Source organism: Rossellomorea sp. DA94, from assembly GCF_029834455.1.
Lineage (GTDB): Bacteria > Bacillota > Bacilli > Bacillales > Bacillaceae_B > Rossellomorea > Rossellomorea vietnamensis.
In genome coordinates this window covers 1,605,848-1,620,079 of the sequence record NZ_CP122397.1, presented here as the reverse complement: position 1 = coordinate 1,620,079, position 14,232 = coordinate 1,605,848, and the positions used below count along the sequence as shown (strand labels likewise).

The window sequence follows — 14,232 nt, the reverse complement described above, 5'->3', positions numbered from 1 at the left end:
TAACATAAGAAAACCATTTCATCTAAATATTGAAGTTCCCTTTTATTAAAGAGATAATAGAGGAAGTATGCAAGGAAAGGATGCTTGTAATGGCACAGGAAATTGAAATTGAGTTTAAGAATCTTGTAACAGAAGAAGAATTCAACCGATTGACTTCACATTTTCATATAAAGGAGGAAGATTTCATTTCTCAGGATAATCATTATTTCGATACACAAGATTATCAGTTAAAGGAGATGCAGTCTGCCCTCCGGATCCGCGAGAAAAACGGGACGTATACGTTGACGTTAAAGACCCCTTTGAAAGAAGATCTCCTGGAGACGAATCAACCCTTATCCAAAGACCAATCGTATTCCCTTTTACATGATGGGCTATTCCCGGAAGGTGAAGTCAGAGATGTGCTGAACTCCCTTTCCATCTCTTATGAGTCCCTGCAACACTTTGGGACACTCTCAACCAGCAGGGTTGAAATCCCTTACAGGGATGGTCTCCTTGTTTTCGACCATAGTTCTTACCTGCAAAAGGAAGACTATGAACTCGAATATGAAGTGAAAGAACGTACATCAGGCGAAGTTATATTCCTGGAATTACTCGACCAGCATCAGATCCCACTTCGTCAGACAGATAATAAAATCAAACGTTTTTACTTGGAGAAATTAAAACAGGATCGATCATGACCGATATAGAATAGGAATAAGCGTTTTATTAAAGAGGAGTCAAATATATGAATGTCCAACAGTTGAGAACGATGATGGAGCTTCAAGCCTTGAACAGTCTCGGGTCCGTATCTTCTTTCCAGGATACAACCGGTCAATCGAATGATTTATTTCAACAATTATTAACAAGTGCCCTACAACCAAGCCAACAAAATATAGATTTGAATCAAACACTTGGAGCCGTCAATGGAGCCCTCCTGACCCAATCCGCCAGTTCGGTCCCTATAGGCATCAATCCCCTTTCGGCTCTAAACAAGTCGAACTGGAATGCCCCGGAGGAAATCGATGAAATCATCAGCCGGGCAGCGGATCACTATGCCATTCCAAAAAAATTGATTCAAGCCGTCATTAAACAGGAGTCCAATTTCAATCCGGATGCCGTCAGCCCTGCAGGCGCCACCGGATTGATGCAGCTCATGCCGAGCACCGCACGAGGACTTGGGGTCAACAATGTATTCGATCCGGAAGAGAATGTTTTTGCCGGTACAAAATATTTAAAGCAAATGCTCGATAAGTACAATGGAGACATCCACCTTGCACTGGCTGCCTACAATGCAGGTCCCGGAAACGTTGATAAATACAACGGTATTCCACCGTTCAAAGAAACCACTTCCTATGTAAAAAAAGTGACGGATCGCTATTTTGCCTAACGATCCCGTCATCATTCAAAAAGCAGGCCGCATAGGCCCGCTTTTTTTGATGACGCGGATGTGGTCCAATCGACCCTGATTGATTCTTCAGCCATATTTCCCACTATTTCATGGGATTTGGGAATAGAGTGACAAAAGCGGGCTACACTAATTTAGGAATAATCAGTTGATGTAAGGCGATTTGTTTGAGATATGAAAGAATGCTTGCTAGAATGAACATACAATCTAAGGAAAAAGGAGTCATTCTTATGGTCGAGAAACCACAAATGCCTTATAATCTTATCGGCGAAAAGAAACTCTCCATGCTCGTTGAAGCCTTTTATAATAGAGTATCAAATCATCCTGAGTTATCACCGATCTTTCCGGATGATTTAACCGAGACAGCTCGTAAACAGAAACAATTCCTAACTCAATATTTAGGTGGACCGGCTCTTTATACAGAAGAACACGGACACCCCATGCTGCGTGCAAGGCACCTCCCCTTTCCCATCACAGAGTCACGGGCTAAGGCTTGGTTAAGTTGTATGCATGATGCAATGGATGAGGTCAACTTAGAGGGTCCTGTAAGGGATGACTTTTTTCACAGACTTGTATTAACCGCCCATCATATGGTAAATACTGAAACACCCAAGGGTTCTTCCATTGACTAGAACAACTAGCTGGCATCACCTGAAAGGGTGTGGGCGTGACAAGAAACCTCTGGAAATATATATGTTTGTTGACCCTCTTTGCCCGGAATGCTGGGCGCTTGAACCAATCTTAAAGAAATTGCACATTGAGTATGGACAATACTTCCGGATCCGCTACATTCTAAGCGGACAGCTCGCCTCATTGAACCTGGCGACGAAGCGGAAGAAGGAAGATCTGGCACAGCAATGGGATAAAACAGCGAGTCGCTCCGGTATGTCCTGTGACGGGAGCCTGTGGATTGAGAATCCGATTGATTCACCCTATCTCGCTTCATTCGCCATTAAAGCGGCAGAACTTCAAGGAAAGCACTCAGGGATCCGCTTTTTACGTTTTTTACAAGAACGATTATTCCTTCAGAAACAAGACATCTCCAATATCGAGGTACTGAAGGAATGCGCACAGGCAGCCAAGCTTGATCTCACGGAATTCATGAACGATATCAACTCTTCTTCCGCATCCAAAGCTTTTCAATGTGATGTCAAAATCACGTCTGAAATGGAAGTTGAGGAAATTCCGACACTTGTCTTCTTCAATGAGAATATTGAAGATGAGGGACTAAAGATTACAGGATTGTATTCCTATGAGGTATACGTACACATCATTGAAGAAATGCTTGCAACAAAGCCGGAAAAACAGCCATTGCCTCCACTGGATGTATTCATGAAGTATTATCGGGTTGTCGCATCGAAGGAAATAGCCGTTGTGTACGATTTATCGGTAGAAGAAGTAGAGAAACAAATGAAGAAATGGACACTTCAGCAAAAAGTGAAAAAGCTCCCTGCAAAGCACGGAACCTTTTGGAAATATATCAGTCAATAATTATTTCAATATAATTAAACAGCCTTATAAACAAGAAAAGCCGATGTTGTTTCCAACATCGGTTTTTCAATACGAACAAAGGGGATGGGAGAAATTTTTCACGGTCAAACAAAGGGGTATATGTTTGCTTGTGATCAACTTCACACTGATAATATATCACGTATCCACTTGTATTGGCAAGTTGTTTGTATGGTATTTCACAATATTGTCAAAATCGATTCATGTTCTCCATTTCCCCTTCATATACATGGTAATAAGACAATGCTCGGAGGGAATGACTATGCTCTCAAAAATGAAATATGGGATCCTCCTTCTACTGATCGTGATCAGTTTCTTCATAAATATCCTTGGACTTATGCACCTGGTACCAGTTTATATCACATCCCCCATCCTCTTTCTCTCCCTTCTCCTCTTCTTCCACTCACTGGGAAACCGTAACCGCTTCAGGGGATTCAAATCCATGAAATGAGGGACGGACCTATATAATCAGGTGCCAATAAAAAACACCCCTCCTGAAAGGTTACCTTCAGGAAGGGTGTTTCATTTTGTAATCGTCACTATTTATTGCAATTTTTCAAGCAGTTCTTCCATTTCATTCAGCTTTTCTTCAAAGACCTTACAAGCATCTTCCACCGGTTTGGATGTTGTCACATCCACCCCTGCTTTCTTCAATACTTCAATCGGGTAATCGGAACTTCCAGCTTTAAGGAAATCGATGTAGCGTTCCACTGCAGGCTCGCCTTCTTCCAGGATCTGTTGACTAAGGGCCGTTGCTGCAGAGAAGCCTGTAGCATATTGATATACATAATAATTGTAATAGAAATGGGGGATACGAACCCATTCCAATCCAATCTCTTCATCAATCGAAATGTCTTCCCCGAAATACTTCTTATTCAACTCATAATACTGTTTGGTGAGGAACTCCGAAGTCAGCGCTTCTCCTTCCTGGGCTTTCTTATGGATAAGATGCTCGAATTCAGCAAACATCGTCTGACGGAAAACAGTCCCTCTGAATCCTTCAAGATAATGATTCAACAGGTACAATCTTTTCTTCTCATCATCGATCGTATTTAACAGATAATCATTTAATAATGCTTCATTGCAAGTGGAAGCGACTTCTGCCACAAAGATGGAATAATGACCGTACGTATAAGGTTGGGAACTGCGCGTATAGTAACTATGGACACTGTGACCGAATTCATGGGCCAGTGTGAACAGATTGTTTACATTATCCTGCCAATTCATGAGGATATAAGGATTGGTACCGTATGCCCCGGATGAGTAGGCACCACTTCTCTTTCCTTTATTTTCGACCACGTCCACCCAGCGATTCTCAAATCCTTCTTTCAGTACATTGGCATACTCCTCACCCAGTGGCTTTAGTCCGTCGAGGATCATGCTCTGTGCTTCGTCATAGCTTATGTCCATTTTGACTTCCTTCACGAGTGGGGTATACAAATCATACATATGAACCTCATCCAGACCCAGCACTTTCTTACGAAGCTTGACATAACGCTGAAGGAGATGAAGGTTTTTATTCACCGTATCGACAAGGTTATCATACACTTCTTCAGGAATATTGTTATTGGATAATGCCGCATGTCTCGCCGAATCGTAATGCCTGACGTTTGCGACGAAATTATCTTTCTTCACCGCTCCGCTTAACGTTGAGGCGAATGTGTTTTCAAATTTCCCGTACGTTTCATAGACCTTTTTAAAGGCTTCTTCCCGGACACGGCGATCGCTGCTCTCCAAGAATCGGATAAAACGACCGTGTGTGATATCCACTTCTTCCCCATTTTCATCTTTGATGCTCGGAAACTCAAGGTCTGCGTTATTCAACATGCCGAATGTATTGCTTGCAGCACTGAACACTTCAGACGCCTGGGCCAAAAGTGCTTCTTCTTCAGCGGAGAGAACATGCGGACGCTGAAGATTGATTTCCTCTAAAGCATGCTTATACTTTTTCAGTTCATCCTTCTCTTCAAGGAAACCTTTCAGCTTCTCTTCGTCAATCGATAGAACTTCCGGTACCAAATAAGCAAACTTACTCCCTAACTGTGTATAAAGACTTTTGGCACGGTCATCAAGACCCTGATAATAGGAATTGGTCGTATCCTGGTCATAGCGCATATGAGAATATGTATACACCTTACCCATACGTTCCATTATTTCATCCTGGAAGGCAAATGCTTTATAAAGCTGATCTGCACTATCACCCAGTGTTCCCTTAAATTCGTCTGCTCTCTTTGTCATTCCTTGGATTTCTTTATATTCTTTCTCCCACGCATCATCACTTTCGAAAATATCTTCCAATCTCCACGTTAACGTTACATCTACCTCTTTTCTTCCAGGCAGACTTTTAGTAGCTGTATCTTTTGACATATACATCCTCCATTCTGAAATCTACAGAAAATTCCTTATAGTTACATTCTCTCTCATCTACCATTTTCCTGCAACAATACAATCTTTCTTACAGCTTTTTTAATATATGCTTCCATCTAGGAAAAAAATCATGTTTATGCTGTTCGTAGGCTGAAAAATGATCCGGGCAGCTCCAGGGCTCAGTGAGTTGATACATATCATTTATTTTCCTGAGAACCTGCAACTCTTCAAGTAAACGTAAATACCCGCTTGCGATTCTCTTTATCTCTTCATCGATTTTTAGGAGAGGAAGGGAACGCAGCTCGATATGGCCATTTGTAATCCTTCTATTCAGCACCCTGCACACACTTTCCTCTGAAAAAACCGTATTCCCTTTCAAACAATCTTTCCATACGTAATATTGCCATTCCACTTCGTGATTTCTGATATGAATGCCATGGGGAATGACAGGGATGCCAATATACAGGGGCAAATATAAAAACGTATCCCCTTCGCCGTACACTTCCCTTAAAAACACATCTGTTCTCGCTTTATTATAGTGAATTTTGTTGTATATCCATTTCGTTCTAAAATCGTACCAATGGGATAAAAAGGCGGGATGAAGAACGGAAACATTCGGAATGGAAGGAGGAAGTGTGAACTCCGAAACGGGGATGATGATGGGTGCTGCACTCATAAATGCCGTGGCGGAAACCGGAAGGAGATGAGGGTAGAGTTGAAAGATGCTTCTATCAGGAAGAAAATGAAGGATAAAATAATCCAGATGTGGAGAGTATCGGATGAATGCTTGTTGGAAGGTCGTTAGACTCAGGAGCTTCTTCGACTTAAGGGGCTGTGTCAGGATCCATAAGGGGGTGATTCCCTGTCGATGATAACCATATGTGCGTCGCACTATTTCAGAAATCGGTATGCTTGAACATTGAATCTCGATGGCGATCTCTGCCGTATCTGTTTTCACATAAATATCCGCGACTTGCTTAAGCCCTTTAATGGAATGTTCGAGACTCACCCTTGTATAGAGGGAGCTGATCCTGTCGTATAATAACTGCTTACTTAATAGATGTTGCGGGGTCTCCCCCCTTACTAACTCGCAATCTGCATGGGAGATATGGGCAAAATGGGATACGTTGCGGCTACCGATTTTCATTGTCAACGGTGAAGAACAATGGGGACAGATAAATGAGGCACCTTTCTTTCTTAACCCTCTTAATTCCTCCCTGGAATAATGGATGGTGGTAAATACTTGCCGGTTGAGTAATGCTGTTAACATAGAACACCTCCTTTTGTTACCATTCGACATAAATAGTAAAAATCCTGCATAAACAAAGCCCTCAAGCAAAAAGTGCTTGAGGGCTTCACTCTATAACAAAGGAGACATCAGGCGGGAAGTGGATTCCAAGATCCTGTATCCCAGATGCCGCTTCTGAAATTCTTCCAGTTGCAATTCTTCCGATTCCTCCAAGTCATGTAAATATTCTTTTACAATAGAGGAAGTGCTTTCTGTTTTATACAAAAACGCATTCACTTCAAAATTCAAGTGAAAACTTCTCATATCCATATTCGATGTTCCGATTGAAGCCATTTCTTCATCTACAATCACGATTTTACTATGCATGAACCCTTTTTGATACTCAAATATTCTGGCCCCGGCTTCCAGAAGATCTGGGAAATAAGAGCGGGAAGCATGGAATACAATCCGTTTATCCGGTTTATGAGGAACCAGAAGTCTCACATCCACACCGCTTAAAGCGGCAATCTTCAAAGCTGAGAAAATATCTTCATCAGGAACGAAATAAGGGGATGCCACCCACACACTCTTTTTCGCCGAGGTGATCATCGAGAAGAATATATTCTTCAAAACGCTCAATTCATTATCGGGTCCCCCCGCAATCATCTGAACTCCGCCGTCGTTCGCATTTTCAAGTGGATCAGGACTTAAATATCCGGGTGTCAGGAAATCATCGTTCGTCATATAATACCAATCCTGCAGAAAAATCAACTGCAGGGTCCGAACCGCTTCTCCCCTTACAAACAGGTGAGTGTCCCTCCAGAAACCGAAGTGTGGATTCTTACCTAAATATTCATCCCCAATATTGAGTCCTCCCACAAATCCGATACTCCCATCGATGACAATGATTTTACGGTGATTCCGAAAGTTAAATTTATTATTCAGCACCGGAATCTTAACAGGTCCGAACGCAACGACTTCTACACCTGCATTTTTTAAATCATTTATATAATCCTTTGATAGTTGCCAGGCACCGACAGCATCGTAAAGGAAGCGTATTTTGACTCCATCATTGGCCCGTTCAATAAGGATATCCTTAATCTGGTTACCGATTTCGTCATGACGCACAATATAATATTCCATATGGATATGATGCTTTGCGGTCTTTAACCACGTCAGAATTTCACCGAACGTTTCGTTACCATTGGTCAACAGTTTTGTTTCGGTGGAAAAAGATATGGCACTATTCCCGATTCTTTGTGCTAACTGAAAATGCTTTTCTTGAAATAAGCCAAACATATCTGCGTTTATTTCTTTTGGACCGGGCTCGAATTTATTATAGGTTTCCTGATCCAAAATGTACTTCTTTTTATACATTTTCTCTTTTCTGTAATTCCGTCCAAATAATAAGTAAAAAATGAAGCCTAAAAACGGGAATGCCCCCAAAACCACGAGCCATGTCAAGGTTTGGGCAGGATGACGATTTTCAAAGAAAATAAGAAACCCAATGACAACGACGGAAAATGTGAAGACAATACTAAAATACTTCACCATTCCTGAAAGATACTGATCAAAATAAAAAATATAACTTAATACAAGGACAGCACAAAATAAGAGGACCCTTACCGTATTCTTCATATGTAGTAACACCTTCCACCGGCTTAATGTTTCAAAAATAGAAAACCCTTATACAAAGTGTGGATATAAAAAATACCGATTTCTATATGAAACCGGTATTGATCCTTACGAAAAGTGTTCACTTAACGTCTCAAAGACATGGTCATGGATGACGACTTTGCCATACTCTTCAAGGCGATGAACGGTCATTCGTGATTCATCGGCATATTCAAGCAGAATACTTAACGTATTATCGATATCTTCTTCTGAAAAGTGTTCTTCAGAAAATTTAACATAAATAAAATATTTATCTTCAAATGCAAGCAGCTTTGTTTCTAAATGTTCCATAGGCATATCTTTCAACCGATGGGATAAAGAAATCGCATCTTCGAAATCATTGAATTTCAACGTGAAGTCCAAAACAACTTCAGCTTCCCCATCCTGATCCTGCTTGATTTGGAAATGCTGATCCAATAGTTCCTCTATACGCTCATCGACAGGAAGTTCCTTGAGCTTATCCTCTGGAATAGGAAGCTCGAATCGCTGACCATCCTTAGAAACCTGAGCTCTTGTAACAAGGACTTCAAGCCCTTTATCTAACGCCTGAACCTGAATCCAAAGCGGTCCTTCAATTCCGAAATCTTCTTCCTGATGAACTTCATCCATCATTTCCCAGAAGAGTTCTTCACTCCGTTCTCGGTTATACCAGATTTCTTCACGGTCAAATCCGCGATCTTCTATATCCCCATAAGAAATATAGAACTTGACTGTATTTTCGTTTATGCGTTCGATTTCCAATTAACACCTCTCCCTTCTTGCATGATGTTAGTGAAGGGACTACACCCTCTGAGCAAAACGCTCTATTGCTGGTGAAGATTGAAGATACATTTAGATTAGTTTGTACCTTGTACTTCTATTTTATGATAAAACCTCAGAAAATGGAATTAAACTAACACCCATTTTTTTCTCACAAATCCCTCTAGGCGTTTTTGACATTTTAGCGGATATTTGCAGAAAATTCAAGTGATAAAACTTATTCTAAAATAAAGAGACTGACCCGAAAGGAGACGCAACGTTCCTTAAAGGGTCAGCCCCTTTTACTTATATATTCCCCTACTTGGAAAAGAGTACTTTAGTTTACCATTCTTTGAGCTTCAAGAAGCTGGAATGTCCGAACCTTTCTTGGTAGGAAACGTCTGATCTCATCTTCGTTGTATCCAACCTGAAGGCGCTTTTCATCAAGGATGATCGGGCGTCGCAGCAGTCCGGGATTTTTTTGAATCAATTCGAACAGTTCTTGAAGTGGTAAAGTTTCCAGGTCAACATTAAGCTTCTGGAATGTTTTAGAACGGGTTGAAATGATCTCATCTGTTCCATCCTCAGTCATGCGAAGGATTTCTTTGATTTCATCAATGCTTAATGGTTCAGAAAAAACGTTGCGTTCGGTATATGGAATCTCATGCTCTTCTAACCAAGCTTTTGCCTTGCGACAAGATGTACAACTAGGTGAAGTGAATAATGTAACCACGAATCATTCACACTCCCTTTAGGAATTTTTATAATATAGAGTATTTTATTTAAACGCCGTTAATTAAAATTAGTTTAAATAAGAAATCTCTATTATGTATTATACATGAATTACTGCCCTATGAACATAGTTTTAACTAATTTGTCAAATTTCCTGTACAGAGGTTTAACAAAGCTATAAATTCTGTTTCTATTATGGGTTTACCCGGTACACTCTTAGCTTAAACATGATATTGTATATTTCCATTTTTTCATTTAGAAAACCTTATTGCGAATAGGCAATAAGGTTTTCTTTCATTTAAAGATCTTTTAATACGTCCCCATCGCGCTCTTCGTCCTTCTTTAACACTTCGTCAACGGGTTGATAAGATGCACCGTAAAATTTGTGGTCATTATACGTATGAATGAGCTCATATGTTTTTTTCATGGAATTGAAGATAAGATCTTCGGATTCATGTTGAGGGGCCCAGTATAGGATTTCCATTTCATTTATTTCGTTTGTAGCAAGTGAACGGCGGGCATACCCGATACTGACGGCGTGTTCGAATCCTTCACGTTTGTAGAATTTCAAGCGCTTCTCAGTGTCAGTGTCATCATAGTCCACTGGTTCGACTTCCAAAATGATGGCTTTCTTCTTTTCTTTCAACTTATCGAGTAATTTATGGCCCAGGCCTTGTCCACGTGCATCCTTTGAGACGAAGAGATAATCGATGAAGATAAAGTCTTCAAGTTCGGCGTACATAAGTACATGGTGCGGCCCTTCATCTTTGTGATAGATGTCGCTTCTTTCTTTTAACAGTGATTCAAGATGTTCTTTTGATTTCATTTCCTCTACAGGGAAATATTGATTTAATTTTTCATACCAGTGCATGGATCTACTCCTTCATTTGAATTTTTGAGTGACATTGACTAACGGGATACCATTATCATTCTCAGAAAAAATAGGTTTATGTTAGATGTTAGTCTTATCCGTGGGATAATCGTACGGAATCACAGGCTGTACTGCCCATGAAGAGGAAGATGTGGTTGAAAGCGGTTAATCTTACCAATACTTTAATGATAACAATATTTCAACGCTTTTTCAAATGAGAAGCAATGTTTCGGTCCCGGTTTCTCCTTTTAAAAAAAGACTGACCTGCACGTTCCAGAGGTCAGTCTCTTCTATTAAGGAGTGTAGTCGACGCCTTCCGTATAGGAATTACCTGCATCCCACAGAAGGAATTCATTGATTCCTTGATCATTCAACGCCTTGATCTGCGCCTCTACTTCTGCTTTTCCATAAGGTTTATAGTTTCCGCTGCCAAGCCAGGAAGCGGTGAAATCCTGAAGCCACGGTCTTGAGACCGGCTTATTTTTCAGTTCGGCTATTTTCGCTTTCTCCACCTTCGAGTATTCTGTTACCAGTTCGTACGGCTGTAGATCCGGTTTGGCAATTCCGAAGTAAGGTGTCCAATGACTAGGATAGATCATGGATGAAATGACATCCACATTTTCAGATATCTTCGAGAAATTCTGACCGATACCAGGCGCCTCTGGTAGCGTTGCCGTATAACCGAAGATATCAACGGATACTTTCACACCATATGGTTCCAGCTTCTTATGGGCATATTCCACAAAATCAGTGACGGCATGTACTCGTTTCTGTACATTATCACTGTCTTCATTGGCATATTCCCCTCCGTTATAGATGAGTTCATCATCACGCTTCTCGAATCCTTCAGGGAATCGGACGTAATCGAACTGGATTTCCTGAAAGCCCATTTTTGCTGCTTCAATGGCGATGCCTACATTATAATCCCATACTTCTTTGAGGAATGGGTTGACGAAGGAATCCCCTCCTCCATTTGACCAAACCTTATTACCGTCCTTAAATGACAAGTCAGGGCGCTGATTCGCAAGAACCGTATCCTTGAATACAACGACACGTGCAATCGGATAGATGTTCTTTTCTTCCAGTGTCTTTAACATCGCTTTGGGATCTTTGATATACGGCTGACCCACCGTGGCATACGGAGAAGACGCTTCCGGTTCATATGTCACATTCCCTACGTCATCTTTAATATCAATGACCATGGCATTAAGATCTGTCGTATCCATTAATTTTGTAAGTGTATCAAAACGGGCTCCGCCAGCTGAATGTGCTGTAACGTATACCCCTCTTACCGCATCCGGATACTCGAAGCTCAGTCCTGAGTCATAGACAAATCGTGGTACCGGGCTTGTAATCTCCTTTTTGCTCATCGCAAACGTTCTCTTCTCATGTTTCACCGGACCATCCTCAGCGGCACTTGCTGACTGGAAGGGCAAGACGCACATTGTGGCTACACATAAAGATGTCGCTACCTTACTCCATTTCAAAATGAACCTCTCCTCTATTAAGTATGCTATCTAGTAAATTATGTAACTCCTTATACTATTCTAACAAGGAAATAACTTGAAAGAAAAGGGTTAATCCACCTAGTCTGTCGAAATTTCCAAGGAAATGAATATTCTTCAATATATAGTATGAATCACATCAGGATTTAGACGTAATCAACGGAAAAAGCTCCCCTCATCGAAGGGAGCTTTTATCATCCTCTTAGCTTTTATACGATGCTTGAAATTGCGCAAATTCTTTCTCTGAGCAGTAAACGAAATGTCCAGGGACCACTTCACGCATTTCAAGATTATCATCCTCTGTATAGTTATGAACAGAAGGATTATATTCTTTTCTTCTGCGGGTACGCTCATACTCGGGATCCGGTAACGGTATCGCAGATAGAAGCGATTGAGTATAAGGGTGAAGCGGATTTTTGTACAGGGCGTCACTTGTCGTCAATTCTACAAGCTTTCCGTAATACATAACACCAATACGGTCACTGATATACTTCACCATGGAAAGGTCATGGGCGATGAATAAGTAGGTTAACCCTTTTTCCTTCTGAAGTTCCTGCATCAGGTTGACGACCTGAGCCTGAATCGAAACGTCAAGGGCTGAAATCGGCTCATCGGCGATGATGAAATCAGGGTCCACTGCCAGTGCACGGGCAATCCCGATACGCTGACGTTGTCCACCTGAGAATTCATGTGGATAACGGCCTGCATGCTCTTTGTTCAGACCCACAGTTTCCAGGAGCTCATGAACCTTCTTCAAACGTTCTTCCTTGGAAGAAGCCAAACCATGAATATCAATACCTTCAGCAATGATATCGGCTACCTTCATACGGGGATTCAGACTCGCATAAGGATCCTGGAAGATCATTTGCATTTTACGGTTGAATTTCTTTAATTGAGAGCGTGACTTCTTCCCATGAACATCCTCACCGTTAAAGAGAACCTGACCGTCCGTCGCATCATAAAGACGAATGATCGTACGGCCTGTCGTAGATTTACCACAACCTGATTCTCCAACCAGTCCAAGAGTTTCCCCTTTATAAATATCAAAGCTGATATCATCGACTGCCTTAACCATATTCGGTTTTCCAGGGTTGAAGTATTGCTTTAAGTTCTTAATTTCTAGTAATTTTTCTGTCATTATGAACGAACCCCCTCAACAAGTACCGGCTCTCTATAATTTGAAGGCATCAGTCTTTGCCTAACTTTCACTGCTTCCGGCGGCTCAACCTGTGGAGCACTCGGATGTAACAACCATGATTTCACAATGTGAGTATCAGATACCTGATAATATGGCGGTTCCTGTTCAAAATCCACTTTCAAAGCATATTCACTTCGGAGAGCGAAGGCATCTCCTTTTGGTGGATTCAATAGATCCGGAGGAGTACCAGGAATCGCAACAAGCTCCTGCTCACCTTCTGTGTCGGTTGTCGGCATCGAACCGATCAATCCCCACGTATACGGGTGACGAGGATCGTAGAATATTTCATCGACGGTTCCCGTTTCTACGATTTGACCACCGTACATGACCGCTACGCGATCTGCCACATTCGCAACTACGCCAAGATCATGGGTGATGAAAATGATGGACGTTTCAATTTTATTTTGAAGATCCTTCATCAGCTCAAGGATTTGTGCCTGAATCGTAACGTCCAACGCCGTTGTAGGTTCATCGGCAATAAGGATTTTAGGATTACATGCAAGAGCGATGGCGATCACGACACGCTGACGCTGTCCACCCGAGAACTGATGCGGGTATTGCTTAAAGCGGGTTTCAGGGCTCGGAAGACCAACCAGCTTCAATAATTCAATGGCGCGTTTTTTCGCGTCATTTTTGCTCATGTTTTGGTGCTTCACCAATGGTTCCATGATTTGTTTCCCGATTGTCATCGTTGGATTCAGAGACGTCATTGGATCCTGGAAGATCATCGAGATATCTTTCCCGCGGATCTTTTGCATGTCTTTTTCCGGAAGCTTCGCTAAATCTTTTCCTTCAAAGTGGATCTCTCCGCCCTTGATGAATCCCGGCGGGTTTGGAATCAATCTCATAAGGGCTTTCGTCGTTACGGATTTACCTGAACCCGACTCCCCTACGATTGCTAATGTTTCACCTTTATCTAAATGGAAATCTACACCGCGTACTGCCTGTACTTCCCCTCCATGCGTACTGAAGGAGACGTGTAGATCTTTCACTTCTAAAATTTTCGACATAGTATTATCTCCCTTC

The 14,232-nt window shown here is 41.6% G+C and carries 14 protein-coding genes; 5 read left to right on the top strand and 9 right to left on the bottom strand.

Going from position 1 to position 14,232, the window contains the following annotated elements; genetic code table 11:
* Positions 1-89 precede the first annotated feature (89 nt).
* The 5 genes from P8596_RS08495 (at position 90) to P8596_RS08475 (ending at position 3,344) form a co-directional block, all read left to right on the top strand.
* Entirely contained in the window at positions 90-677 is a 588-nt protein-coding gene (locus P8596_RS08495) for a CYTH domain-containing protein (RefSeq protein ID WP_254653601.1), read from the top strand.
* Positions 678-724: 47 nt separating this feature from the next.
* Positions 725-1,366 (top strand): lytic transglycosylase domain-containing protein, encoded by a 642-nt coding sequence (locus P8596_RS08490; RefSeq protein ID WP_224520446.1) that lies wholly within the window; start codon positions 725-727, stop codon positions 1,364-1,366.
* A gap of 248 nt (positions 1,367-1,614) precedes the next feature.
* Positions 1,615-2,016 (top strand): globin domain-containing protein, encoded by a 402-nt coding sequence (locus P8596_RS08485; protein WP_034763471.1) that lies wholly within the window; start codon positions 1,615-1,617, stop codon positions 2,014-2,016.
* Positions 2,009-2,875 carry a ClpXP adapter SpxH family protein gene (locus tag P8596_RS08480; RefSeq protein ID WP_051758461.1) on the top strand — a complete coding sequence of 289 codons (867 nt, stop codon included), beginning with the start codon at positions 2,009-2,011 and terminating at the stop codon, positions 2,873-2,875. Before P8596_RS08485 ends, P8596_RS08480 begins: the two co-directional genes overlap by 8 nt.
* 280 nt (positions 2,876-3,155) lie before the next feature.
* The gene (locus tag P8596_RS08475; RefSeq protein WP_061810837.1) at positions 3,156-3,344 is read left to right on the top strand and encodes a hypothetical protein; all 189 of its coding nucleotides are present in this window, start codon (positions 3,156-3,158) and stop codon (positions 3,342-3,344) included.
* Between the two features lie 92 nt (positions 3,345-3,436).
* Here the strand turns inward: P8596_RS08475 and pepF are convergent, their stop codons facing one another.
* The 9 genes from pepF to P8596_RS08430 all read right to left on the bottom strand — a co-directional run bounded on the left by pepF (position 3,437) and on the right by P8596_RS08430 (position 14,216).
* Complete coding sequence (gene pepF, locus P8596_RS08470) at positions 3,437-5,260, bottom strand: oligoendopeptidase F (RefSeq protein ID WP_279726591.1); 1,824 nt, start codon at positions 5,258-5,260, stop codon at positions 3,437-3,439.
* Positions 5,261-5,348: 88 nt separating this feature from the next.
* Positions 5,349-6,530 (bottom strand): competence protein CoiA, encoded by a 1,182-nt coding sequence (locus P8596_RS08465; RefSeq protein ID WP_279726590.1) that lies wholly within the window; start codon positions 6,528-6,530, stop codon positions 5,349-5,351.
* A gap of 90 nt (positions 6,531-6,620) precedes the next feature.
* Complete coding sequence (gene cls, locus P8596_RS08460; protein WP_224520449.1) at positions 6,621-8,126, bottom strand: cardiolipin synthase; 1,506 nt, start codon at positions 8,124-8,126, stop codon at positions 6,621-6,623.
* A gap of 105 nt (positions 8,127-8,231) precedes the next feature.
* Entirely contained in the window at positions 8,232-8,903 is a 672-nt protein-coding gene (gene mecA, locus P8596_RS08455) for an adaptor protein MecA (RefSeq protein WP_034763461.1), read from the bottom strand.
* Between the two features lie 334 nt (positions 8,904-9,237).
* The gene (spxA, locus tag P8596_RS08450) at positions 9,238-9,633 is read right to left on the bottom strand and encodes a transcriptional regulator SpxA (protein WP_032089161.1); all 396 of its coding nucleotides are present in this window, start codon (positions 9,631-9,633) and stop codon (positions 9,238-9,240) included.
* A 297-nt stretch (positions 9,634-9,930) separates the two neighbouring features.
* Entirely contained in the window at positions 9,931-10,503 is a 573-nt protein-coding gene (locus tag P8596_RS08445) for a GNAT family N-acetyltransferase (protein ID WP_034763459.1), read from the bottom strand.
* 293 nt (positions 10,504-10,796) lie between these two features.
* Positions 10,797-11,993, bottom strand: a complete 1,197-nt coding sequence (locus tag P8596_RS08440) for a putative glycoside hydrolase (RefSeq protein ID WP_481900338.1) — start codon at positions 11,991-11,993, stop codon at positions 10,797-10,799.
* A 217-nt stretch (positions 11,994-12,210) separates the two neighbouring features.
* The gene (locus P8596_RS08435) at positions 12,211-13,146 is read right to left on the bottom strand and encodes an ABC transporter ATP-binding protein (RefSeq protein WP_279726588.1); all 936 of its coding nucleotides are present in this window, start codon (positions 13,144-13,146) and stop codon (positions 12,211-12,213) included.
* Positions 13,146-14,216: an ABC transporter ATP-binding protein gene (locus P8596_RS08430; RefSeq protein WP_279726587.1), complete on the bottom strand. Its 1,071-nt coding sequence runs from the start codon at positions 14,214-14,216 to the stop codon at positions 13,146-13,148. Before P8596_RS08430 ends, P8596_RS08435 begins: the two co-directional genes overlap by 1 nt.
* Positions 14,217-14,232 lie beyond the last annotated feature (16 nt).

Coding starts and splice junctions, on each gene's coding strand:
- P8596_RS08485 (WP_034763471.1), top strand. CDS start 1,615: ATGGTCGAGAAACCACAAATGCCTTATAATCTTATCGGCGAAAAGAAA.
- P8596_RS08475 (WP_061810837.1), top strand. CDS start 3,156: ATGCTCTCAAAAATGAAATATGGGATCCTCCTTCTACTGATCGTGATC.
- pepF (WP_279726591.1), bottom strand. CDS start 5,260: ATGTCAAAAGATACAGCTACTAAAAGTCTGCCTGGAAGAAAAGAGGTA.
- P8596_RS08445 (WP_034763459.1), bottom strand. CDS start 10,503: ATGCACTGGTATGAAAAATTAAATCAATATTTCCCTGTAGAGGAAATG.
- P8596_RS08490 (WP_224520446.1), top strand. CDS start 725: ATGAATGTCCAACAGTTGAGAACGATGATGGAGCTTCAAGCCTTGAAC.
- P8596_RS08435 (WP_279726588.1), bottom strand. CDS start 13,146: ATGACAGAAAAATTACTAGAAATTAAGAACTTAAAGCAATACTTCAAC.
- P8596_RS08430 (WP_279726587.1), bottom strand. CDS start 14,216: ATGTCGAAAATTTTAGAAGTGAAAGATCTACACGTCTCCTTCAGTACG.
- cls (WP_224520449.1), bottom strand. CDS start 8,126: ATGAAGAATACGGTAAGGGTCCTCTTATTTTGTGCTGTCCTTGTATTA.
- P8596_RS08495 (WP_254653601.1), top strand. CDS start 90: ATGGCACAGGAAATTGAAATTGAGTTTAAGAATCTTGTAACAGAAGAA.
- P8596_RS08465 (WP_279726590.1), bottom strand. CDS start 6,530: ATGTTAACAGCATTACTCAACCGGCAAGTATTTACCACCATCCATTAT.